The organism is Bosea sp. F3-2, assembly GCF_008253865.1.
GTDB lineage: Bacteria > Pseudomonadota > Alphaproteobacteria > Rhizobiales > Beijerinckiaceae > Allobosea.
Genome location: NZ_CP042331.1, coordinates 2,284,121 through 2,306,423 on the forward strand (window position 1 = coordinate 2,284,121; position 22,303 = coordinate 2,306,423).

The 22,303-nt window shown below is 64.3% G+C and carries 17 protein-coding genes and 4 pseudogenes; 16 read left to right on the top strand and 5 right to left on the bottom strand.

The annotated features are described in order from the left end of the window. Positions 1-102: 102 nt before the first annotated feature. Positions 103-1,119: an IS110 family RNA-guided transposase gene (locus FQV39_RS10585; RefSeq protein WP_149128711.1), complete on the bottom strand. Its 1,017-nt coding sequence runs from the start codon at positions 1,117-1,119 to the stop codon at positions 103-105. 186 nt (positions 1,120-1,305) lie between these two features. On the opposite strand from FQV39_RS10585, the gene FQV39_RS10590 reads away from it, so the two are divergent. Together FQV39_RS10590 and FQV39_RS10595 are read left to right on the top strand one after the other, a co-directional pair. Then, a complete protein-coding gene (locus tag FQV39_RS10590; protein WP_210251196.1) occupies positions 1,306-2,745 on the top strand; it encodes an IS1182 family transposase in 1,440 nt (479 codons plus the stop codon). Positions 2,746-2,939: 194 nt separating this feature from the next. After that, positions 2,940-3,956: an IS110 family RNA-guided transposase gene (locus FQV39_RS10595; RefSeq protein WP_149128711.1), complete on the top strand. Its 1,017-nt coding sequence runs from the start codon at positions 2,940-2,942 to the stop codon at positions 3,954-3,956. Positions 3,957-4,340: 384 nt separating this feature from the next. Here the strand turns inward: FQV39_RS10595 and FQV39_RS10600 are convergent, their stop codons facing one another. Then, positions 4,341-4,673 (bottom strand): LysR substrate-binding domain-containing protein, encoded by a 333-nt coding sequence (locus FQV39_RS10600; RefSeq protein WP_282570308.1) that lies wholly within the window; start codon positions 4,671-4,673, stop codon positions 4,341-4,343. Here FQV39_RS10600 and FQV39_RS10605 point away from each other — a divergent pair. Continuing rightward, complete coding sequence (locus tag FQV39_RS10605) at positions 4,637-5,038, top strand: methionine adenosyltransferase (protein WP_248313320.1); 402 nt, start codon at positions 4,637-4,639, stop codon at positions 5,036-5,038. The genes FQV39_RS10600 and FQV39_RS10605 overlap by 37 nt on opposite strands. 42 nt (positions 5,039-5,080) lie before the next feature. Here FQV39_RS10605 and FQV39_RS10610 read toward each other — a convergent pair whose 3' ends face one another. After that, on the bottom strand, positions 5,081-6,523 hold the full coding sequence (locus tag FQV39_RS10610) for a lipopolysaccharide biosynthesis protein (protein WP_149130256.1): 1,443 nt from the start codon (positions 6,521-6,523) through the stop codon (positions 5,081-5,083). A 197-nt stretch (positions 6,524-6,720) separates the two neighbouring features. Here FQV39_RS10610 and FQV39_RS10615 point away from each other — a divergent pair, with 197 nt between their 5' ends. From FQV39_RS10615 to FQV39_RS10625, 3 genes and pseudogenes are all read left to right on the top strand, one after another. Further along, complete coding sequence (locus FQV39_RS10615; RefSeq protein WP_149130257.1) at positions 6,721-7,764, top strand: hypothetical protein; 1,044 nt, start codon at positions 6,721-6,723, stop codon at positions 7,762-7,764. A 516-nt stretch (positions 7,765-8,280) separates the two neighbouring features. Continuing rightward, positions 8,281-8,665 (top strand): annotated as a pseudogene (locus tag FQV39_RS33110) (TSUP family transporter); the annotation flags it as partial. A gap of 272 nt (positions 8,666-8,937) precedes the next feature. Next, the gene (locus FQV39_RS10625; RefSeq protein WP_149130258.1) at positions 8,938-9,306 is read left to right on the top strand and encodes a TetR family transcriptional regulator C-terminal domain-containing protein; all 369 of its coding nucleotides are present in this window, start codon (positions 8,938-8,940) and stop codon (positions 9,304-9,306) included. A gap of 392 nt (positions 9,307-9,698) precedes the next feature. Here the strand turns inward: FQV39_RS10625 and FQV39_RS10630 are convergent, their stop codons facing one another. Next, entirely contained in the window at positions 9,699-10,856 is a 1,158-nt protein-coding gene (locus FQV39_RS10630; protein ID WP_149130259.1) for an IS110 family RNA-guided transposase, read from the bottom strand. A gap of 243 nt (positions 10,857-11,099) precedes the next feature. Further along, a pseudogene (locus FQV39_RS10635) lies at positions 11,100-12,124 on the bottom strand (IS110 family RNA-guided transposase). Positions 12,125-12,576: 452 nt separating this feature from the next. Here FQV39_RS10635 and FQV39_RS10640 point away from each other — a divergent pair. The 10 genes and pseudogenes from FQV39_RS10640 to FQV39_RS34380 form a co-directional block, all read left to right on the top strand. Next, on the top strand, positions 12,577-13,737 hold the full coding sequence (locus FQV39_RS10640; RefSeq protein WP_248313321.1) for an ABC transporter substrate-binding protein: 1,161 nt from the start codon (positions 12,577-12,579) through the stop codon (positions 13,735-13,737). Positions 13,738-13,841: 104 nt separating this feature from the next. Continuing rightward, on the top strand, positions 13,842-15,665 hold the full coding sequence (locus FQV39_RS10645; RefSeq protein WP_149130262.1) for an ABC transporter permease: 1,824 nt from the start codon (positions 13,842-13,844) through the stop codon (positions 15,663-15,665). Positions 15,666-15,675: 10 nt separating this feature from the next. Continuing rightward, the gene (locus FQV39_RS10650; protein ID WP_248313322.1) at positions 15,676-16,584 is read left to right on the top strand and encodes an ABC transporter ATP-binding protein; all 909 of its coding nucleotides are present in this window, start codon (positions 15,676-15,678) and stop codon (positions 16,582-16,584) included. A gap of 10 nt (positions 16,585-16,594) precedes the next feature. Then, positions 16,595-17,329, top strand: coding sequence for an ABC transporter ATP-binding protein (locus FQV39_RS10655; RefSeq protein WP_149130263.1), 735 nt, complete (start codon positions 16,595-16,597; stop codon positions 17,327-17,329). Continuing rightward, positions 17,326-18,396, top strand: a complete 1,071-nt coding sequence (locus FQV39_RS10660) for a putative FMN-dependent luciferase-like monooxygenase (protein WP_149130264.1) — start codon at positions 17,326-17,328, stop codon at positions 18,394-18,396. The genes FQV39_RS10655 and FQV39_RS10660 overlap by 4 nt, the downstream gene beginning before the upstream one ends. A 10-nt stretch (positions 18,397-18,406) precedes the next feature. Beyond that, positions 18,407-19,003 carry a CMD domain protein gene (locus FQV39_RS10665; protein ID WP_149130265.1) on the top strand — a complete coding sequence of 199 codons (597 nt, stop codon included), beginning with the start codon at positions 18,407-18,409 and terminating at the stop codon, positions 19,001-19,003. A gap of 23 nt (positions 19,004-19,026) precedes the next feature. After that, on the top strand, positions 19,027-19,623 hold the full coding sequence (locus FQV39_RS10670; protein WP_149130266.1) for an alkylhydroperoxidase domain protein: 597 nt from the start codon (positions 19,027-19,029) through the stop codon (positions 19,621-19,623). Between the two features lie 146 nt (positions 19,624-19,769). After that, on the top strand, positions 19,770-20,798 hold the full coding sequence (locus FQV39_RS10675; RefSeq protein ID WP_149130267.1) for an ABC transporter substrate-binding protein: 1,029 nt from the start codon (positions 19,770-19,772) through the stop codon (positions 20,796-20,798). A 462-nt stretch (positions 20,799-21,260) separates the two neighbouring features. Beyond that, positions 21,261-21,731: pseudogene (locus FQV39_RS34375) on the top strand (CopD family protein); the annotation flags it as partial. A 280-nt stretch (positions 21,732-22,011) separates the two neighbouring features. After that, positions 22,012-22,221 (top strand): annotated as a pseudogene (locus tag FQV39_RS34380) (c-type cytochrome); the annotation flags it as partial. Between the last annotated feature and the right edge of the window lie 82 nt (positions 22,222-22,303).

Here is a 22,303-nt window from a genome sequence, read left to right on the forward strand (position 1 = left end):
ATGGCTCGACACTGCAACAGCCTCGGCGGAATGGTTCGGCCTACGTCCCGGCCGGGACGTCTCAGAGCGCCTTCAGGATTGGCGCAAACGAGCCTGGACGCGTCAGGCGGCGGTTCGGTTGAATGGCTCGCCGGACTTCAACATGGCGTGCATGATCACGGCCAGCTTGCGCGCGACTGCGACGGCCGCGCGCTTGAAGCCCAGCTTTTCACGCAGCTTCAAGCCCCAGCTACGTAGGGCGCTATCAGCCTGCGCCCGCGTCAGGATGACGGTTGCGGCCTCGTAGAGCAGGCCTCGGATATGGGCATCGCCGCGCCTCGAGATGTGGCCGTCATAATCGACCTCTCCGGATTGGTAGCGCCGGGTCGTCAGGCCAAGCCATGCTCCCACGGAGCGGGATTTGGAGAAGTTGGCCGGATCTTCGATGGCGGTGGCGAAGGAGGTTGCCGTGACCGCGCCCACCCCGGGGATCGACATGAGAAGCTGACAGGCCTGGCTTTGTCGTGCGGCGCTCAGGAGCTGGCGCCCGAGCTCGGCTGCCCGCAGGCGTAGGCCGCGCCACGCTTCCAGAATCGGGAGGATGACGCGCGCAAGCTCCTCCTTGCCGGCGAGCAGCCGCCGAACATGCTCCTCGAACTTGCCGCCCTTGCTTGATGGGACCAGCAGCCCGAATGTCTTCATCAGACCACGGATCTGGTTTGAGAGCTCGGTGCTGATCCGGACCAGCTTGGTGCGCGCTGCGACCAAGGTCCGCATCAGCATGCTGTCATAGCCCTTCACCCGGACCTCGCGAAAGAAGCCGACCTCGGCCAGATGCGCCAGGCCGTCGGCATCGTTCGCATCTGTTTTGTTTGGAGCCATGTCGAGCGCCGCCTTGGCATGCCGCGCGTCGATGCAGATCGCCGGAAGGCCTTCTGCCGTCAGCGCATGGTAAAACCACACCGACAACGGACCGGTCTCGAATACGACCCGCTCAACTTCGGGCGCCCGCTGACGGATCACCTCAGCGAGAAGTCTCGGATCCGACGGGCACTTGCCGCGCCAAATCCGCTTGCCTGCCCGCCGCACGGATACTGCCGTCTCTTTCAACGATACGTCGAGACCGATATACTCGCCCATGGTTGTTCTCCATTCGATGCTTGGGCCCGGCCGCAAGTCGAGAGCCCGTTCGTTCATCTTATCGGGGAACAACCACCCATTCGAACGGCCAGTAGAGGCCCGGAGGCGCCGCGCTCCCGCGATTACCCCATGTGTGAAAACCCTCCAGATCGGCTAGAATCCTGACATCGCAGTCGGGAGGTGGATTTGAGCGGCTTCATCGAGGGTTGCGACCGCCGGCAGCCGACGCTGCTCCCCGATTGCCTGGACGACTACGTGGCCGAGGAAAACCCGGTGCGGGTGGTCGACGTCTTCGTCGATGACCTGGACCTGGGCGCTCTGGGCTTTGATGGCGTGACGCCGGCAGCGACGGGACGCCCCGCCTACCACCCGGCGACGCTGCTCAAGCTCTACGTCTACGGCTACCTGAACAGGGTGCAGTCCAGCCGCCGGCTGGAGCGCGAGGCTGGGCGCAATGTCGAGTTGATGTGGCTGACGGGGAGGCTTGCGCCCGACCACAAGACGATCGCCGACTTCCGGAAGGACAATGGCTCGGCGATCCAGGCCGCCTGTGCGCAGTTCGTGGTGCTGTGTCGTCAGATCGGCCTGTTCGGGAGCGCCCTGGTCGCGATCGACGGCAGCAAGTTCAAGGCGGTGAACAGCCGCGACAAGAACTTCACGACCCACAAGCTCCAGAAGCGTCTGGAGCAAGTCGCCGAGCACATCGCCGGCTACCTGCGCGACCTCGACACGGCCGACCGCCAGGAAGGCGAGGCCGCCACTGCGCGTTCGGAACGGCTGAAGGAGAAGGTCGAACGGTTGCGCGAGCAGATGAAGATGCTTCAGGCGATGGCGGGACGGGTCGAAGCCGCGCCGGACGGCCAGGTCTCGCTGACCGATCCGGACGCTCGCTCGATGGCCACCAGCGGGCGCGGCAGCGGGATCGTCGGCTACAATCTCCAGTCTGCGGTGGAGGCCGAGCATCACCTGATCGTTGCCCACGACGTGGTGATGACCGGCAGCGACCGCGAACAGCTCGCGGCCATGGCCGCCAAGGCCAAGGCCGCCATGGGCGTGGCAAAGCTCGATGCGCCGGCCGACCGCGGCTACTTCTCCGGTGAGGAGATCCGTTCCTGCGACGCCCTGGGCGTGACGCCGTATCTGCCCAAGCCGCTGATCTCGGGCGCCAAGACCGACGGCCGGTTCGGCAAGCAGGACTTCGTCTACCTGCCCGGGCAGGACGTCTATCGCTGCCCCTCCGGCGCGCTGCTGCCGCGCCATATGACCACGGTCGAGCGAGGCATGGTGCTTCACCGCTACTGGGATCGTGCCAGTTGCCAGGCCTGCGCCCTCAAGGATCGGTGCACCCCCAGCATCGAGCGGCGCGTGACCCGCTGGGAGCATGAGGCGCTCATCGACGCCCTTCAGCGGCGGATGGACCTGACGCCCGGCACCATGCGCCTGCGAAGACGGCTCGTCGAGCATCCCTTCGGCACGATCAAGGCCTGGATGGGATCGACGCACTTCCTGACAAAGCGCCTGCCCAACGTCAGAACCGAGATCGGCCTCCACGTCCTGGCCTATAACCCCAAGCGCGTCATTGCCATCATCGGCGCCAAGCCGCTGATGGAAGCGATCCGAGCCTGAAGCTGGATCTCTTCGCAGGATCATCGCGCCGGTTCATAAACGGCAGGCACTGCGTTTCCACACATGGGGTAATCGCGGGAGCGCGGCGCCTCCGGGCCTCTACTGGCCGTTCGAATGGGTGGTTGTTCCCCGATAAGATGAACGAACGGGCTCTCGACTTGCGGCCGGGCCCAAGCATCGAATGGAGAACAACCATGGGCGAGTATATCGGTCTCGACGTATCGTTGAAAGAGACGGCAGTATCCGTGCGGCGGGCAGGCAAGCGGATTTGGCGCGGCAAGTGCCCGTCGGATCCGAGACTTCTCGCTGAGGTGATCCGTCAGCGGGCGCCCGAAGTTGAGCGGGTCGTATTCGAGACCGGTCCGTTGTCGGTGTGGTTTTACCATGCGCTGACGGCAGAAGGCCTTCCGGCGATCTGCATCGACGCGCGGCATGCCAAGGCGGCGCTCGACATGGCTCCAAACAAAACAGATGCGAACGATGCCGACGGCCTGGCGCATCTGGCCGAGGTCGGCTTCTTTCGCGAGGTCCGGGTGAAGGGCTATGACAGCATGCTGATGCGGACCTTGGTCGCAGCGCGCACCAAGCTGGTCCGGATCAGCACCGAGCTCTCAAACCAGATCCGTGGTCTGATGAAGACATTCGGGCTGCTGGTCCCATCAAGCAAGGGCGGCAAGTTCGAGGAGCATGTTCGGCGGCTGCTCGCCGGCAAGGAGGAGCTTGCGCGCGTCATCCTCCCGATTCTGGAAGCGTGGCGCGGCCTACGCCTGCGGGCAGCCGAGCTCGGGCGCCAGCTCCTGAGCGCCGCACGACAAAGCCAGGCCTGTCAGCTTCTCATGTCGATCCCCGGGGTGGGCGCGGTCACGGCAACCTCCTTCGCCACCGCCATCGAAGATCCGGCCAACTTCTCCAAATCCCGCTCCGTGGGAGCATGGCTTGGCCTGACGACCCGGCGCTACCAATCCGGAGAGGTCGATTATGACGGCCACATCTCGAGGCGCGGCGATGCCCATATCCGAGGCCTGCTCTACGAGGCCGCAACCGTCATCCTGACGCGGGCGCAGGCTGATAGCGCCCTACGTAGCTGGGGCTTGAAGCTGCGTGAAAAGCTGGGCTTCAAGCGCGCGGCCGTCGCAGTCGCGCGCAAGCTGGCCGTGATCATGCACGCCATGTTGAAGTCCGGCGAGCCATTCAACCGAACCGCCGCCTGACGCGTCCAGGCTCGTTTGCGCCAATCCTGAAGGCGCTCTGAGACGTCCCGGCCGGGACGTAGGCCGAACCATTCCGCCGAGGCTGTTGCAGTGTCGAGCCATGCTCGCCGCCTGCGCTCCACACATTGGAAGGTTCGCCCCGCGAAGCCCCATCATGCGGCGACTTCATGTCGACCGCGAAGACGACCGTGCTCCCGGCAAGCGACATCCCAGTCCGCAAAAAAGGCTTGATCTTCGAGCTGCGATTAGACGACAGCCTCGGTCGTTTCCGGTTTTTACCTAGCCGGGCGGATTAGGTCCGCTTTTGGACGTTGCGATCCCGCGTGGCCTCCGGAACGAGGGGGCGCTGTGAGCGCCCAGCGGTTCGCCAGCGGGGAGCCGCGCTCACGACAGCTTTCTTGCGTGCAGCTCATCTCGCAAGGCGTCCAACGCCACCGAATGATGCTCGGGCCGCCAAACCAGGTGGGTATTGACCTGCGCAATGGTCCGTGGCAGCGGCAGCGCCTGGACTTGGCTTTCCGCATGCACCGCCTGCAGCACCGAGCGCGGCATGATGGCGATGCCTGAGCCGGCCGCCACGCAAGCCACGATTGCGTGGTCGGAGGTCAGTTCCAGCACGCGCTCGGGCATCACCTTCGACACGTGGTGAGCGGCATCGTCTTCGTGCTGAAGAGCGGATTGTGCTAACGCGACGCGCCTGCGGCCTACGGTCCGCACTGACCCTAAAGGCTCGCGCGCGCGGCAGCGAGCACGCGCTCGATCCAAAGCACCACATCAAAATCCATGACCTCATCCGGTCTGGTTCGCAGGACCTGCCGGCGCTCTTCTCGCGGAAGTCGAACGGAGCCCTACCCCTCGCCAACGATACGTCGTTCGGCGTCGCCTATGCTCCGTTGAGCCCGCTTGAGTGCTTGGTACTCGCCGCCGAAAACCACCCCACAAACAGCCGCAGCATAGCCACGAGCGGCCATCGGCCCACGCTCACTCTCGCCGCTCGGTTGAGCGCACATCAACTACACATGCATGTATACTTGGGATCAGGGACACCCCCTTTACATTGGCGCCGGAGCGATTTTAACTGAAATCCGAAAACACAAGAAGCCGTCCAATCAAGGCGGCACGACCTATGTCCTCAATTGGGATATGAGGTTCAGATAGAATGTTTTCTGTCCCATTACGACAAGCAGCATTCCCGAGTAGGTTGCTGCCATGACGCTGCCGTTCAGAGCAAACCTCAATAGCGCAGACTCTGCATGACCTACGAGTGCCCCAACGGCGATCGCGGCAATCGTCGCGACAATCGCCGAACTGACAGGTGGCCAAATTGCCTCAAGCAAATCGGTCAGCGTGATGCCTGTGCCTTTGATGCACCACAGCATATGCGGAAGAAGCCACAACGACAGTGCGATCGAGAAGGCCGCAGCCACGCCGTTCGGCCCGTAAGGCAGCCCGGCGAGATAGGAGACAACACAAATTGGCGCGAGAACCAGCGCAATATTCAAGCTTCGTTGTTGCAGGCCACTCGACATCAGAAACCACGCGAGCGGATTAACCAATCCGAAGAACAGGACAGTTGGAGTCAACAGGCGAAAGATCGTCGCTGCGGCCTCCCAGCGGGGTCCCATAACGACGCGAATGATGTCATCCGCGAATGCAGCGGAAAACAACGTGATCGGAGCTGTCAAGGCAACGACGAGAGAGTAACCTTTGAGGAAGTAGTTTTTATATTGAGCAGAATCATTCTGAAGACGCGACAAGGCAGAGAACGCCACGCCTCCAATTGCGTCGTTCAGTTGCGTCGTTGGGATATTGATAAGCTGATATGCCCGCGAATACAATCCGAGTGCATCGGCTCCCCAGAATCGGCCGAGCAAAACCTTGTCGAGATTGTAGGCGACATAAACGACGAGCCTATTCAAACTCGTCGTTCCGCCGAATTTCAGCATCGCCATCACCCCGGCATTACGACGCGGCCAACCCGGTTTCCAACCGACGACCAGCCACATCACCACAGTATTGAAAATTGTCACTCCAACGGAAGGAACGACAATCGACCAGTAGCCCCAGCCGGTGGCAGCCATCGTGATTGCAGCAGCTGTATTCACGATGACGCTGAAAACGTCGATCGCAGCCAGCGTGACGTAACGCAAGTCCCGATGCAGCATGGCCGCATATTGTGCACCAGCGGCGCCGAACAGGAAGCCGACGGATATCGCCGCCGTGACCCCGAAAAGACGAGGTTCTTGATAAAAGCGAATGAGGATTGGCGCAGTCAGCAGGCAAAGCAGGGTGAGGATTGCGCCTATGAGCATGTTGACCCAGAACAGGGTGGATTTTTGCTCCTCGGTGATGGTTGCTTGTTGGATGGCAGCCGCCGAAAGGCCTCCGTCCCGAAACAGATCGTAAATCCCGGTTACGACCGTGACCATCGCGACGAGGCCGAACTCCGACGGCGAGAGCAACCGCGCCATCACCACGATGTAAAGCAGCCGCAGCGCAAACGTTATGCCCTGTCCGACAAGTTTGGCGAGGCCGCCTCGAATTGTGCGCTGCTTCAGAGCTTCCATATTCTTCCGTTCCCGGTGGATCGGGCGGTGATGTCAAGCCGCGAAGGTCTTTGGCCGCAGAATTGCTTGCAAACTCTACGTCGTGTTAATAACGATTACCATGGAATTTTCCCGGCCAATCGGGATACGGGCGGGGTTCACTGCACCTCCGAATAAGCTTGATCGAGCGGACGACGCGTCAACGGAAGGAGCTCAACATGAAGATGGGAGCCGGTGACTGGGTCGAGGTGCGAAGCAAGGACGAGATCCTTGCAACGCTCGATAAAGGCGGGCGCCTCGAAGGGCTGCCGTTCATGCCGCAGATGTTCGACTATTGCGGTCAAAAATTCCAGATCTATAAGCGCGCGCACAAAACCTGCGATACGGTCAGCGGAGATTATGTTGGCCGCCGGCTGCCTGACAGCGTCCACTTGAACCATCGGTGCGACGGTGCGGCGTACGGGGGGTGCCAGGCAGGATGCCTGATCTTCTGGAAGCAGGCTTGGCTCAAGCCCGTCGAAAAAGACGAATTCGGGGAAACGTCCGACACCAAGCATCTCGCAGCGGGCTGCACCGAAGAGGATGTGTTGAAAGCGACCCGCGCATCCGGATCGCAGCCGAAGCAAAATATAAGATACTCCTGTCAGGCCACCGAACTTCTTCAGTATACGCAGCCGCTCAAATGGTGGGATGCGCGGCAGTACGTCGAGGACTACACGTCCGGAAATAATTCATTGCCAAGAATGCTGCGCGGGTTTTTGTACTTCGCATTCATTTACATCACCATGGCCAAGAGGCGAAGGCTGGGCCGTCCTGGGCGATGGCTCTACGATCGGAGTCAATCACTGTGGGGCGGCGTTCCGTTTCCCAGGCGGGCAGGAGACCTTACGCGTGGCGCGATCGGACCAGTATCCGAGCTTAATCTCCAAGCCGGGGACTGGGTTCGGGTCCGATCCTTTGAGGACATCAGGAAAACGATAGACGTGTTCAACCAGAATCGAGGCATGAGTTTTGATGCTGAGCTTGTTCCGTATTGTGGCAAGGTTTTACAGGTAAAAACTCGCGTTGAGACTTTCATCGACGAGAAGACCGGCTTTATGAGGCGACTCAAAACGCCTGCCGTCATCCTGGAAAATTCATACTGCCGCTCCAGATACAGCGAGAACAGGTTATTTTGCCCAAGAAGTATTTATACGTGGTGGCGTGAAATCTGGCTAGAGAAACTGGACACTATCAACAACGGAAGTGAATTAAATAAATAATCTACATCAAAGAAATCCATGATGACAGAGCTTGCGAGATACAGATCATGCGCTCAAATCTGGCATTCCTCCTGGTTGTCATCGCGACGTCCGTTTGCAATGTCGAGAAGTATCTAGCTGACATTATAGCGCGCGTTCAATCGCTCGATTATCCAAACCTCACGTCATTCTGGGCAATGCTAGCACCAGCGTCACTCCAGAAATTATTGCGCAACATGCGAATAGCCCCGTCCCGATTCTGACTTATCGAAACCCGAACACTCCCGACATCTGGTAATCTCCGCCCTGACCGGCGGGGCAGGCAGGGGCACTGCAAGCAAGGCGAGGACGAGAGCCAGTCGAAGCCGGTCTGCGGATCGAAGGGCCGCCGCTGCTTGCGCCAGAGATCGGCCGTGCCAGGCTCGTCGCGCCCGTTGGGCTCGCTTCAACCACGCGGTCGCAATCGAATCCGCTTCTCCGATGAGGATCATGGGGCGATCTCCTTTGCGAGAGTGGGAGCTGACCTGCCTAAACTGCTCACGGATACGGTCCGAAACGCTCTACCGCGTCATCGCGATCTTGTTGGTCGCCATCGCGGGCGTGCTGCTATTGGGCCACGATGCCTCTAGCCATACGGCGATCCTGGCGGGAATGGCGCGGCTCATCGCGGGAATTGCGGCCGGCTTCCTTATCGGTGTCGTGGCCTCGCTTCATGGGGGCGGCGGGCGGCGAGTTGCTGATCCCGACCCTGATCCTCCTGTTCGGCGCGGATATCAAACCCGCTGGCAGCCTCTCGCTCGCGGTGAGCCTGCCGACGATGATCGTCGGCTTCGCCCGCTACAGCCGCGATCAGAGCGTTTCCGTGATCGGCCGAAACAGGGTGCTTCTGCTGACGATGGCGGCTGGCTCAGTGGTCGGCAGTAGGCCGGACACACGGACGCACCTGAACCTGAGCGCCAATCGCCTCGACAAAAACCTCTTGCATCCGAAGGGGCGTCCACACACGGACGTTCCGCAAAAGGTGCAAGGAGCAGCCGTCGCATCAGGAGCGGAAGTTGGCGCCACTGCCAAAAAGCAGACAATCACGGGATCAGAAACGTCGGGTGGCAACCCGTTGCAGGCCTTCGGAGGAACAGGGGCGCAAGCGTGCAACCTTGCATGCCACGATCGCCCGCGCCCCCGCGCGAGGCCCTTGTGAAAGGGACGGCGGCGGAAGGCATCGAGGCGGCGCTGCTGGTTGGGTTGGGCTCCAGCGACGATGTCGAAAGCGGCTGCCTGGGGGTCGGGTCGGTCGTCGAGTTCAGCCGCTCGGCCCCGGAGATCAACGCTCTCAACGACGCTGCCGGCGAGTCCGTCGTCGCGGCCTTCGCTGCTAGAGTTCGCGATGGGATCGAGGCCGGCGAACTTGACGCGGGCCTCGACCCCGCCGCCGTCGGCCGGATGCTGCTGGTCTTGCGTTCGGGCCTCAAGGTGGCGGCGCGTGGCGGCGCAAGCGATGCTGAACTCCGCGACGCCGCCCGTCTGGCGCTACGCGGCCTGATCACAATAAGTCCTACCCGCTAGTGCGGCACTCCATCGGGGCGGTAGCGGCGTTGAGCCGACCCAGGACGGCTTCGCGCCATGTGTGGACGGCTCTCCGTTGGCAAGGGCTTTCGAGCGTTCTGCAGGGCTGGTCGGTGCGGCCATGTGTTCGACCTCACATGATGATTCTCCGGTCAACGGTTTTTTCCGATCATGAACCGAGGTGAGCTCTCTCGCGGCAGGACCTGCCTGCAAACCTCACATCCGGCGGGATGGCGATCCCGACCACTGTCCCGCATACGGGACAGGAGAGCTCCAAAGGAACGGCACCACTCTGTGAAGACGGCGCCAGGCGCCACGCCGAACAACGGCGACGTTCCCTCGGATCACCGGGCCGCAATGCCGTAGCAGTGCAGCCCGATCTCGGAGATGGTCTACGCCGAGGGCTTCATGATCGCGCCCTCGGGCACGATACCGTCAATGACAAACCTCCACAGGGCGATCAGGAGTTTGCGCGCGAGGGCGACCACCATCACTTTGCGGACACGCCGGCCGGTTGAGCCGACGCGATCGCGGAACCAGGCCACTTGCGCTGTACCAGGCTGATAGCGCTGCCAGAGCCAGGCGAGCTCGACCATCACGGTTCTGAGCCGTCGATTGCCAGCTTTTCCGATCCCTTGCTCGCGCTCGATCCCGCCGCTGCTGTACGGAGTCGCAGCAAGACCGGCGTATGAGCCAAGCGCCTTCCCGTTGGCAAAGCGGCGCACAAAGGCCTCGCGGACCAGCACGGTCGCGCTTTGCACACCGATGCCGCGCAGGCTGCAAAGTTGCTGGATCATCTTGCCGCCTTCGTCTGGCGCAACGGCCTCGGCAACGGCATCGCGGTCGCGCTCCAACTCCGCCATTTGCGCGATCACAAGTTCCAACCTGGTGAGCAATCGTTCGATTTTGGCCAGCGCGTTTGGCGGGAGCGGCTTGCCAAGCCCGGTCCGCAGCTCAGCCAGCCGGCGGCGGCGATTTTGGAGAAGGGGATTGTAGTCGCCGGCTCCGAGCGTCGCCAGAACAGCACCGATCCGGTTGACAAGGCCAACACGCTCGGAGACCAGCTCGGTCCGTTCCCGGACGCAGCGCCGGGCATCCTCGTCGACTTCATCAGGGATCGGCACCATCGAACAGACGCGGGGTTCGCCGCGGAGCCATGCGAGCAGCGTGCGCAGGAGCAATTCGGCATCGATGCCGTCGGACTTCGCGCGGCGCATACGCCGATCCACGGGCACGCTCGAAGGCTGGATGACATGGACCTCTACGCCCATCGCGATGAGCCATCTTGCCAGCCAGAACCCGGACCACCCGGCTTCATAGGTCGCAATGACCCGGTCGACCGAGTGGCCGGCAGCAGCCGCACGAGCGCGGTAGCCGTCGATCGCGGATTGAAGGGCGAGCTTGTCCGGATCGATGGTGCGCTTCGCCCGCGTCTGCGGAAGACCGGGGATCTGCGCCGCCAGAACCCAACTCTTGCTACTCAGCTCGATCGCGAGCACGAGCGTTCCATCGTAATGAACAGGGCCGAGAGTGTTGGATGACTGCGACATGGCCGGGGATCCCTCTCTTTTGGATGACGCAGCGTATCCGCCTGCGCCGCAATCATGGGATCTGTTGGTGCGGCGCGCATGGCCGCTGGCCATAATGCCTTCCGCGAGGACGGGTCCCGACCAAAACCGCGCGCTTGAAGGCGCTGTGGCGCGTGTGGGTTTTCCCGTTCTTCGGTTCGACCGGCTGGCTGCGTTACGTTCGTTTCGCCCTTCCCAAGCTCGTCGGTGCGGTTCGCCTGATCTCTATGCGGCCCGCGAGACCGGCTCGCGATAGGCCTCACCGGTGGTCATGATCGCCCAGACCATCCGGGCCGTTTTGTTGGCCAAGGCGACGGTCGCGATCTTTGTCGTTCGCCGGGCCAACAGTTGGACCAGCCATGGCCGCCGCGTTCCGTTCCGCTGCGCGAGCGCACGACAGCCAGAGCCCCGACAACCAGCAACTGGCGCAGGTAACGGTCGCCCTGTTTGGTGATGCCGCCCAGGCGCTCCTTCCCGCCGCTTGAGTTCTGCCGAGGCACGAGGCCGATCCATGCCGCCAAGTTTCGGCCTGACCGAAACGCTTTGGGATCCGGTATGGTGGCTACGAGAGCGCTCGCCAGGAGAGGACCGACGCCCGGCACACCCATCAGCCTGCGGCCGATCTCGGTCGCGCGGGCGTTCGTTCTGATCCGGCGATCCGTTTCCAAGATCTGATCGTTGATCAGCGCGAGTTGAGCAGCCAGCATTCCAAGACACATCTGCGCCTCGGCGGGCACACGCTCGTCTTTGTCGGCGATGAGCCTGATGAGAGCCCCCAGACCTTCCCTCCCGATCGGCGCCGCCAGCCCAAACTCCGCCATGTGGCCTCGGATCGCGTTCGACAGCTGGACGCGCTGGCGCATGAGCATGAGCCGAACACGATGCAGCACCAGGATGCCCTGCTGATCGACGCTCTTCACCTCGACGAAGCGCATGGTCGGGCGGGTCACGGCTTCGCAGATCGCTTCCGCATCGGCCGCATCATTCTTCTGCCGCTTGACATACGGCTTCACATAGCTCGGCGGCATCAGCCGGACCTGGTGGCCGAGCTTGATCAGCTCGCGCGCCCAATGATGCGCCGTGGCACACGCCTCGATCCCGATCAGGCAAGCCGGCAGCTTGGCGAAGAACGGAAGGAGTTGCGCTCGCCGAACCTGCCGCCGGACCACGACTGTGCCGCTCCGGTCGACACCGTGAACCTGAAAGACCGACTTCGCGATGTCCAACCCGATCGTGATTGCCTGATCCATGCTCTCCTCCATCTCTGCGAGAGCTTATGCTCCCGCGGGGCTGGAGAGCCGTCCACAGCATCACAATCAGACATTGGCCTCGCACCCGAAAACCGGCGTTCAGGCCCGCTGAACTCGCCTGGGCCCCCTGGCCTTTTTCTAGCACCGCCTCGTTCAGGCAGCGGGTTTGGGGCGGTCAAACCTCGACAAGATAGATCTGTTTGAATTAAGGAACAAACCTCTCCTCCGCGTCGATCTGAGCGCCGCACTTTCTGATGCCTTGTCACCAGAATTACGGCGCGAGCAAGTATGCAGGAGAAAATTTGCAATCCATTTCCCGAGACGGAGAAAAATTCTCCACTTGATCGTTCTTTTAAAAGAACACTTCATTGACGGTTATGGCTGTCGAGGCGCATTGTTTTTAGCAATCGATGGCCGCCGTTGGGCGGGCAGCTGGGCAATCGCGGAACATCATGATGATCAGTCGTCGCACACTCATCCTGTCCGGGGCCGTGGCCTTCGCTCTGTCCGGCGAGAGCATCGCCTTCGCCGCTGAACCGAATGGCGAGCCGATCTATCTCGGCGTGAGCGGTCCGTTGACGGGCCCGAACGCCCAGTACGGCGCACAATGGAAGCAGGGCTTCGACCTCGCGCTCGACCAGATCAACGGCGCCGGCGGCATCAAGGGCCGGCCGCTGCACTACATCTTCGAGGATACGCAGAGCGACCCGAAGCAGACGGTGGCCGTCGCTCAGAAATTCGTCGCGGACAAGCGCATCGTCGCCGAACTCGGGGATTTCGCCAGCCCCGCCTCGATGGCCGCCTCGCCGATCTACCAGCGCGCCGGGCTCGTCCAGTTCGGCTTCACGAACTCGCATCCGGACTTCACCAAGCCGGGCGACTTCATCTGGAGCAATTCGGTCAGTCAGGCCGACGAGCAGCCGCTCAACGCCGCTTATGTGGTCAAGCGCCTCGGCTTCAAGCGCATCGCCGTGCTCCATCTCAATACCGACTGGGGCCGCACCAGCAAGGACCACTTCGTTGCCGCGGCCAAGCAGCTCGGCGCCGAAGTCGTGGCGGCGGAAGGTTACCTGCCCGAGGAAAAGGACTTCCGCTCGACGCTGGTGCGGATCCGCGACGCCAATCCGGACGGCCTCTTCCTCGTCTCCTACTACGCCGATGCCGCGCTGATCGTGCGCGCGGCGCGGCAGACCGGGCTGACGGTGCCGGCCGCGGCTTCGAGCTCGATCTACTCGCCTAAGTTCGTCGAGCTCGGCGGCGATGCCTCGGAAGGCGTTTTCACCGCCGCGCGCTTCTTCCCCGAGGATCCGCGGCCGGAGGCCCAGACCTTTGTGACCGCGTTCAAGGCGAAATACGGCAAGGAGCCGGACGCCTTCAACGCCTATGCCTATGACACGGTGATCCTGTTCGGACAGGTGCTGCGCGAGGCCCCGGACCTGGAGCGCCGGACGATCCGCGACACGCTCGCCAAGGTGAAGGACGTGTCGAGCGTGATCTACGGCAAGGCGAGCTTCGACCCGAAGACCCGCCGCGTGCTGGGCGCGCGCAACGCCGATCTCGTCGTGAAGAACGGCCGCTTCACGCTCTGGGACGGCCAGAAGGTCACCAACTGAACTGCCTGTCGGCTCGGCCGGCACGGGCATTCGCCGTTTCGGCCTGGATGCCGGCCCTCAATCCGCCGCGGCCTATGCTGCAGCGGCCATAGATTGACGCAGACATGACCTCCTGGTTCGACCACGCCATCAACGGGCTGATCATCGGCAATATCTACGCGCTTCTGGCCGTGGGTCTCGCCCTGATCTTCGGCGTCAGCCGTTTGATCAACTTCGCCCATGGCTCGGTTTATGTGGTCGGCGCCTATGTCGGCTGGGTCGCCGTCTCGGTTCTGCACACGCCATTTCCGGTCACGCTCATCCTCGTCGTCGCCTTCACCGCCGGGCTTGGCATCCTGATCGAGCGCTTCGGCATCCGGCCGCTCGCCGATGCGCCCCGTATCGCGCCGCTGCTGGCGACGATCGGGTTGAGCTTTGTGCTCGACCAGAGCGTGCAGATCCTGTTCAGCCCCGATCCGCGCTCCGTGCCGATGCAGTTGCCGAACTGGCGCATCGCGATCGGCGGCGGGTCGGTCGGCGTGCTCGACCTCCTGATCGGCGGCATCGGCATCACGGCGGCGGCGGCGCTCTTCGCCTTCCTGAAGCTGACGAAATGGGGCTGGGCGGTGCGTGCCACCGCACTCGACCGTGACGCGGCACGGGCCATGGGCGTCGATGTCGACAACGTCAACCGCATCGTCTTCGCCATCGCCTCGGCGCTCGGCGGCGTCGGCGGCGTGCTGGTCGGCATGTACTACAACGTCATCACGCCCACGATGGGCTTCGAGGCGACGCTGAAGGGCATTGTCGCAGAGGTGGTCGGCGGCGTCGGCAATGTGCCGGGTGCCATCGTCGGCTCACTGCTGCTCGGCGTCATCGAGAGCTATGGCGTCGCGTTGCTGGGCACGAGCTATCGCAACCTCTTCGCCTTCATCCTGCTGATCGTCATCCTAGTGCTGCGGCCGAACGGGCTCTTCGCCAGCCGCCGCCAGCTTCCGCCCGAGCCGATGACCGGCACCTTCGTCGCGCCGAGCCGGCCGGTGCGGCTGCCGGTGCCGCTGCTTGCGGCCGCAACCGCCTTCTTCATCGCCCTGCCGGTCCGGATCGACAGCGGCTACCTGATCCAGACCCTGACCAATGCATGGCTCTACGCCCTGCTGGGCCTGAGCATCACGCTCGTCGCCGGCACCAGCGGCCAGGTCTCGCTGGGACACGCGGCGCTGTTGGCGATCGGCGGCTACACCTCGGCGCTGCTCGCCTCCAATCTCGGCTGGCCAGTCTGGCTGACGCTGCTGCTCGGCGGCTTCGCGGCGGCGGGGCTCGGCACGCTGCTGGTGTCGCCGGCCTTCCGGCTGCGCGGCCACTACGTCTCGATCGCGACGCTCGGCATCGGCGAGATCGTGGCACTGGTCATCCTGAACTGGGAGAGCGTGACGCGCGGGCCGATCGGCGTCGCCGGCATCCCGCCGCTCTCGCTCTTCGGCTACGAGCTCTACGACACCAATGCGATCTACTGGTTCGCCTTCGCGCTGATGGCGGCGCTTGCCCTACTGCAGGTCCGGCTGCTCGGCTCGCATCTCGGCCGCACGCTGCGGGCGGTGCGCGACGACGACGTGGCGGCGCGCTCCTTCGGCATCGGGCTCAATCGCTACAAGGGGCTGGCCTTCGCCTTCGGCGGCTTCTTCGCCGGGATCAGCGGCGCCTTCACCGCGCATATGTATTCCTTCATCAACCACGAGACCTTCAACACGCAGATCTCGGTGCTGGCGCTAACCATCGCCATCCTCGGCGGCATGGGCAATGTCGGCGGCGCGATCCTCGGCGCGCTGGCCCTGATCGGCCTGCCCGAGGTGTTCCGCGTCGCGGCGGAGTATCGCATCCTGCTCTACGGCATCGCGCTTCTGCTGCTCGTCCGCTTCCGGCCGCAAGGTCTGCTCGGAACTGTCTGAGGAGGCGCCGGTGACCGCTCCCTTCCCGCTTCCGACCAGCCCGGAGACCCGCCCCTTGCTCGAGGCGCGCGGGCTGGTGCGCCGCTTCGGCGGGCTGACCGCCGTCGCCGGCATCGATCTCTCGATCGCGGCGGGCGAACTCGTCAGCGTCATCGGCCCCAATGGCGCCGGCAAGACCACAGCCTTCAACCTGATCAGCGGCCTCGATCGCCCTGACGAAGGCACGATCCGCTTCGATGGGAGGGACATCACCGGCCGGCCGCCCGAGGCCGTCGCGGCGGCCGGGCTTGCGCGCACCTTCCAGCACGGGCGCGTCTTCGCCAATCTGAGCGTCGCCGACAATGTGCTCGTCGGGGCGCATCGCCGGCTGAAGGCGGTCAAGCCCGCTTGGCCGGTGATCGGCCCGCTGGCGGAGCTGGCGCTGGCGCTGATCCGCCCGCCGTCCGTCAAGGCGGAGGAAGCGGCGTTGCGCGCCGAGGTGCGCGAAATCCTGGCGATCTTCGGGGAGCGATTGCTGCCGCGCATCGACCAGCCGGCCTACAGCCTGTCCTATGCCAACCGGCGCCGTGTCGAGATCGCGCGGGCGCTCGCCGCGCGGCCGAAGCTCCTGCTGCTCGACGAGCCGACCGCCGGCATGAACCAGACCGAGACCGCCGAGATGCTGGAGATCATCGCCGATCTCAAGGCGCGCGGGCAGACCATCCTCCTGATCGAGCACAAGCTCGACATGGTGATGAAGCTGTCCGATCGTGTCGTCGTGCTCGATGACGGCAGGACCATCGCCGAAGGCGCGCCACTCGCCGTGCGCAACGACCCGAAGGTGATCGAGGCCTATCTCGGCCATGGCGCCATCGGAACAGCGTCGTCCGCGGCCGACGACAGGGCGGGGCCCTCGCAGCCGCTCCCGCTTTCGGCATGAGGGGTTTGCGATGACCGAGACGATCCCGATCCTCGCCCTGAAGGACGTCGATACCTTCTACGGCCCGGTGCAGGCCCATTTCGGCCTGTCGCTGCATGTCGGGCATGGCGAGATCGTCTGCCTGCTCGGCGGCAATGCCAGCGGCAAGTCGACGACGATGAAGATCATCCTCGGGCTGGTGAAGCCTGCAACTGGCGACGTGCTGGTCGACGGCATCTCGACGCTGAAGCTGAAGACGCCGCAGATCGTGCGTCTCGGCGTCGGCACCGTGCCGGAAGCGCGCCGCCTCTTCGGCGCGATGAGCGTGCACGAGAACCTGCTGATGGGCGCTTTCGTACGTGACGACAAGGCCGGCATCGCGGCCGATCTGGAGCGCGTGCTGACGCTGTTCCCACGCGTCGCACAGCGCCTGAACCAGCAGGCCGGCACACTCTCTGGCGGCGAGCAGCAGATGGTGGCGATGGCCCGCGCGCTGATGGGTCGGCCGCGCATCGTCATCATGGACGAACCAACGATGGGGCTTTCCCCGCTCTGGGTCGACCGCGTGCTCGAACTGATCCGCGACATCAACGGCCAGGGCGTCGCAATCTTCATGGTCGAGCAGAATGCGAGCCTCGCCCTGCAGATCGCCCATCGCGGCTACGTCCTGCAGACCGGCCGCATCGTGCTCGAGGGCAAGGCCGCCGACCTCCTGGTCGACAGCCGGATCAGGGACGCCTATCTCGGCGGTGCGGAGGCGGCATGAGCGCGAAACGCCTGGGTTTCTTCACCCGCCTTCTCGACGATGCGCCTGCCGGCGAGCGCTACCGGCTCGCAGCCGAGCAGATCCTGCACGCCGAGAAGCACGGTTTCGACAGCGCCTGGGTGGCGCAGCATCATTTCCATCGTGACGAGGGCGGACTGCCCTCTCCCCTGCCCTTCCTGGCCTATGTCGCGGCCCGGACCAGCCGGATCAGGCTCGGCACCGGCATCATCATCCTGCCAATGGAAGACCCGGTCCGCACGGCCGAGGACACGGTCGTCGTCGATCTGCTATCGGGCGGGCGGTTGGAGGTCGGGCTCGGCACCGGCGCGACGCCCGAGACCTTCCTCGCCTTCGGGCTCGACAAGGAAGAACGCACCGAGATCTTCGCGCAGAAACTCGAACGCCTCCTCGCGGCCTGGCGCGGCACGGCGCTCGGCCATGACCGGAACCGGCTCTTTCCCGAGGCTGGCACGCTGGCCGACAGGGTCTGGCACGCGACCTTCTCCGCCGCAGGCGCCGAACGGATCGGCAAGGCCGGCGCCGGGCTCATGCTCTCCCGGACGCAGCCGCGCAGCCCCGACAATCCGCAGGCGACGCTGCCCGAGATTCAGCACCCGATCATCGATGCCTATCTGGCGAACCTGCCGAAGGGCATTGCGCCGCGGATCATGGCTTCGCGCTCGCTCTTCGTCGCCGAGAGCCGGCAGGAGGCGCTGAAACAGGCCGAGCGCGGCCTCAATCGGGTGCTCGACCGCTTCATCGCCAGCGGCCACCAGATCGCGGACCGCAGCCTGCTGGGGTTGATCAGGACACTGGATACCCATGTCGGCGCCCCCGAGGATGTGATCGCCTCGCTCGCCGCCGATACGGTGCTGCCCCGCGTCACCGATATTGTCTTCCAGGTCCATTCCGTCGACCCGCCGCATCCGCTGATCCTGCGTTCGATCGAGCTGACGGCGCAGGCGGTCGCGCCGGCGCTCGGCTGGCGCCCACACGACCTGCTTGCCCGAGACAGCGAGCCGCAGCGCGAGCCCGTGGCGCCGCTGACGCACCCCGCCCATGTATGAGGAGCCTTCGATGAGTACCCAGCAATCGACCGATGTTCTCGATCGCCTAGCCGGCATCGCGGCCGGCTCGTCTCTCGACGCGCTGCGGCACGAGCGACCCGAGACCCGCCGCAACGTGCAAGCGAGCTACGAGGCGCTGTTCGACGCCAAGGACGAGACGGGTGTTTCGCCGGCCGAACGTTTCGCCGTCGCGAGCTTCGTCGCGCTGCTCCACGGCGACGGGACGAGCGCGCAGCATTATCTGCAGCATCTCGAACAGGCTGAAGGAGACCGGCTCTCCACACTGGTGCGCGAGCAGGCCAAGCGCGCGGCAGCGCGGGGGCCTTACGGCACCTACCCGCCTGGTCCTCTCTCCCGGGAGGACACCGACGGACCGGTTCTCGCCATCGGGATTGCCGATCGCGCCAAGCTCGGCGAGCGTCTGACTACGGCTCTTGAGCACGCGCACCGGCTGGTCTTCCATCCGCGCGACGCCAAGGCCCCGGACTTCGCCGCCTTGCAGGCTGCCGGCTGGAGCACGGCTGCCATCGTGACGCTCTCGCAGATCGTCGCCTTCCTCTCCTTCCAGATCCGCGCCGCGCATGGCCTGCGCGTCCTCGGCGCCTGAGCCCATATCCGACGGAGACATCGATGAGCAACGCAACGCTCGAACGCCCGGAGACTGCGGCGCCGAACGCCTTCACCCAGGCCGAACTCGGTTGGAACGCCTGGCTCGATCCCGTCCCGGAGTCAGCGCTGACCGAGCGCCAGAAGGAGGGGCTGGTCGACATCGTCCGCGCCAAGAGCGCCTATTTCAGGCTGCTGGCGCATGACCCGGACATCCTGCGGTTCCGGACGCTGGCCGACAAGGACATCTTCTACAACACCCGCGCGGGCCTGCCGCGCGCCGAGCGGGAACTCGCGGCAGCCGCGGTGTCACGCAGCAATGGCTGCATCTACTGCGCCTCGGTGCATGCGCGCTTCGCGAGCACCTATTCGAAGCGCAGCGACGATGTTCAGCGCCTGCTCGACGAAGGGGTCAATGTGGACCTCGATCCGCTCTGGAATGCGGTGGTCGAAGCTTCTGTGGCGCTGACGGCGACCCCGGTCGCGTTCGGCCCCGAGCATGTGCGCCAGCTGCGCGCCGTCGGCCTCGATGACCTCGCGATCGCCGATCTGATCCATTCGGCCGCCTTCTTCAACTGGGCCAATCGTCTGATGCTCTCGCTCGGTGAACCGGAAGCCTGAACCGCTGTGTCGAGAGCCCGGGCGATCTCCGCCTCAGCGGCGCTCATCGTGATTTTGCAGGGGCGCGGGCGCCGCACCCCAAACACTCGAAGCCACGACACCAACCTGCCGCCCCGTCGTGAGGTCGCGCGGAAGCGGAGCCTGACATGATCGATCGTAGAACCCTGCTTGCGCTCGCGGCTGGCTCCGTGGCCGGGATCGGCCCAGGCTACGCCCAGAGCACCGCTCTGCGCATCGGCTACGTACCGGTCATCGGAGCGAGCGCCCTGTTCGTCCTCGCCGGCGACGGATCAGCAAGGGATGCCGGTCTCGACCTCAAGCTCAACAAGTTCGACTCCGGCCCGAACGCCATCCAGGCCTTTGCCTCCGGCACGATCGATATTCTGGTCGTTGGCGTCGCTCCAGTCGCCGTCGCCCGTTCCCGCGGCCTGGATACTTCGGTCATCGCGGCCGCGGCGGTCGGCGGAACGGCCTTCGTGGCCGGCCCAACTCTCGCCAAGGCCTTCGCGGAGAACGCCAATGATCCTGCCCGTGCCTTCGCAGCGTTTCGCGCCACGACCGGTCGCAAAGCCAAGCTCGGCACGCTTCCGCCGGGCGGCGTGCCGACGGTTGCCCTCCACCACTGGCTCTGGAAGATCGGTAAGGTCGCCCGCTCCGATGTCGAGATCAGCAACATGGGCATCGAGGTGGTTCAACAGGCCATGCTGACCGGCGCCATCGACGGCGGCACGCTACTCGAACCCTCGGCCACTCTGGTGCCCGAACGCGATCCGCGCATCAAGCGCATCGTCAACTCGCCGGACATGTTCCCGAACATTCCCGGCGTCGTCGTTGCAGCCTCCGGTGCCCTCGTCAAAAGCCGCCCGGAGGTGGCGGAACGCTTTGTCGGGCTTTTCCATCGGGCGACCGTGCGGATTCGCAAGGAGCCGGCCAAGGTCGCCCCGCTCGTGCTGGCAGTACTCGGCGGCGACCTGGTCGCCGAAGCGACGATCACGCGGGCACTCGCCTCGCCAGCCGTGAGCTTCGTCAACGACCCTGCCCAGATCCGCAAGGCGACAGAGGAACTGCTAGCTTACCAGATGGAACTTGGCGATTTTCCTCAGGCGCCGGCCTTGGACGGCCTATTCAATCAGGCCCTGTACGAACGCGGCGTACAGACGTTAGTGACGCGCTGAATACCACCGTTGCTGGAGTGGGAGCGGTACACCGGTCTCGCACAGGTAGAGCGACACGGCCGCTCCGGTCACGCGACCCTAGTTATTATAGCTCGCACGGCGCTCCGGCGATGATGCCGATGTCGCGGCTGCGGGGCGCGAGCCAATTGGCCAGAAGGATCGCATCGAGGCCGTCCTGGCCCGGACGGCAAAACCATCTTCCAGCGTGACGAACTCCCCGACGCCATCGAGCCGCGCGATGAGGTCATTCCAGAATTCGCGCCGATCGGGGCGCCTGCAACGCGATGGGCGCCAGCATCCAATCCAAGACCGAGCAACAGGGGAGGTATCTGCGTCATCGTCACATTCCGATTTGCTGTGTGTTCAGGCCGCCGAAGCCAGATAAGTCGCGAGCCGGGAGGACCCCCTTGCCTCTTGCTCGGCCTTGATCGCTGCGACCCGCTCCTGCACGGCGAAGAGTCCGTGCGAGCAGCTGGGCTGGTCCTATTGGCAATCGCGGCCTTTCTGCAGGGCTTGCTGGGGCATGGCGCCGCCACCGATCCATGGACAACGGCGGCTCTGGGCCTTCACGTCCTGGCGGCCGGCCTGTGGCTGGGAGCGTTGCCATCGCTCCTGGCGGCCTGCCTGCTTCGACCGGCGCAGGCGCCCGCGCTCGCCCGGCGTTTTACGCCGCTCGGCCTGGCCTGTGTCGCCGTGCTCGCCGTGACGTCCATCCTTCAGGCGCAGATGTTCATCGGCACATTGCCGGGGCTGCTCGGCACCGACTATGGCAAGTTTGCTCTTGCGAAGCTCGCCCTGTTCGGCGGGCTCTTGCTGCTTGCCGCGGCGAACCGCTTCCGTTTCGTGCCCTCTGCCGAAACCAGCGGTTCGACGCGTGCCCTTGCCCTATCGATCACTGCGGAAACCGGCCTGGGACTGGCGACGGTGGCGGTAGCAGCCGCGTTGGCCAGCGAGCCGCCCGCGATCCATGAACAGCCGATCTGGCCTTTCGCCTTGGGGCCGATTCCGGCGTTTTGGGACGACGCCTATCTGCGCGATGGGCTTTCCCGCCTGCTGGCTCCTGTCGCTATCGCTCTCGCCCTCTTCGCCTTAGCCACTTTGGTTCAGAAGTTGCGCTGGCCGGCTCTTCTCGCCGGAGCCATCACGTTGGCTTTCATTTCAAGTTCCGCTCTGGCGCCCCTATGTCGTCGCTGCGGTTCCGACGAGCTTCCAGTTGTCCCCGACCGGCTATGGCGCGCACTCGATCGCGGCAGGGCGCGAGCTGTTCCAGCAGGACTGCGCCAGTTGCCATGGCCAGGACGCCCGCGGCCGAGGACCTATTGCCGTCGCACAACCCGTCTGGCCGCCCGATCTCTCCGCACCGCTGATCGCCGGGCGACCCGGCGGGGAATTGTTCTGGTCGATCCGCCACGGCATCGGCCCGATGCCGCCGGCGGCGCAACTTGACGACGCAGCGATCTGGTCGCTGATCGATTTCATCCGGTTGCGAGCCGGCGCCCGCATCT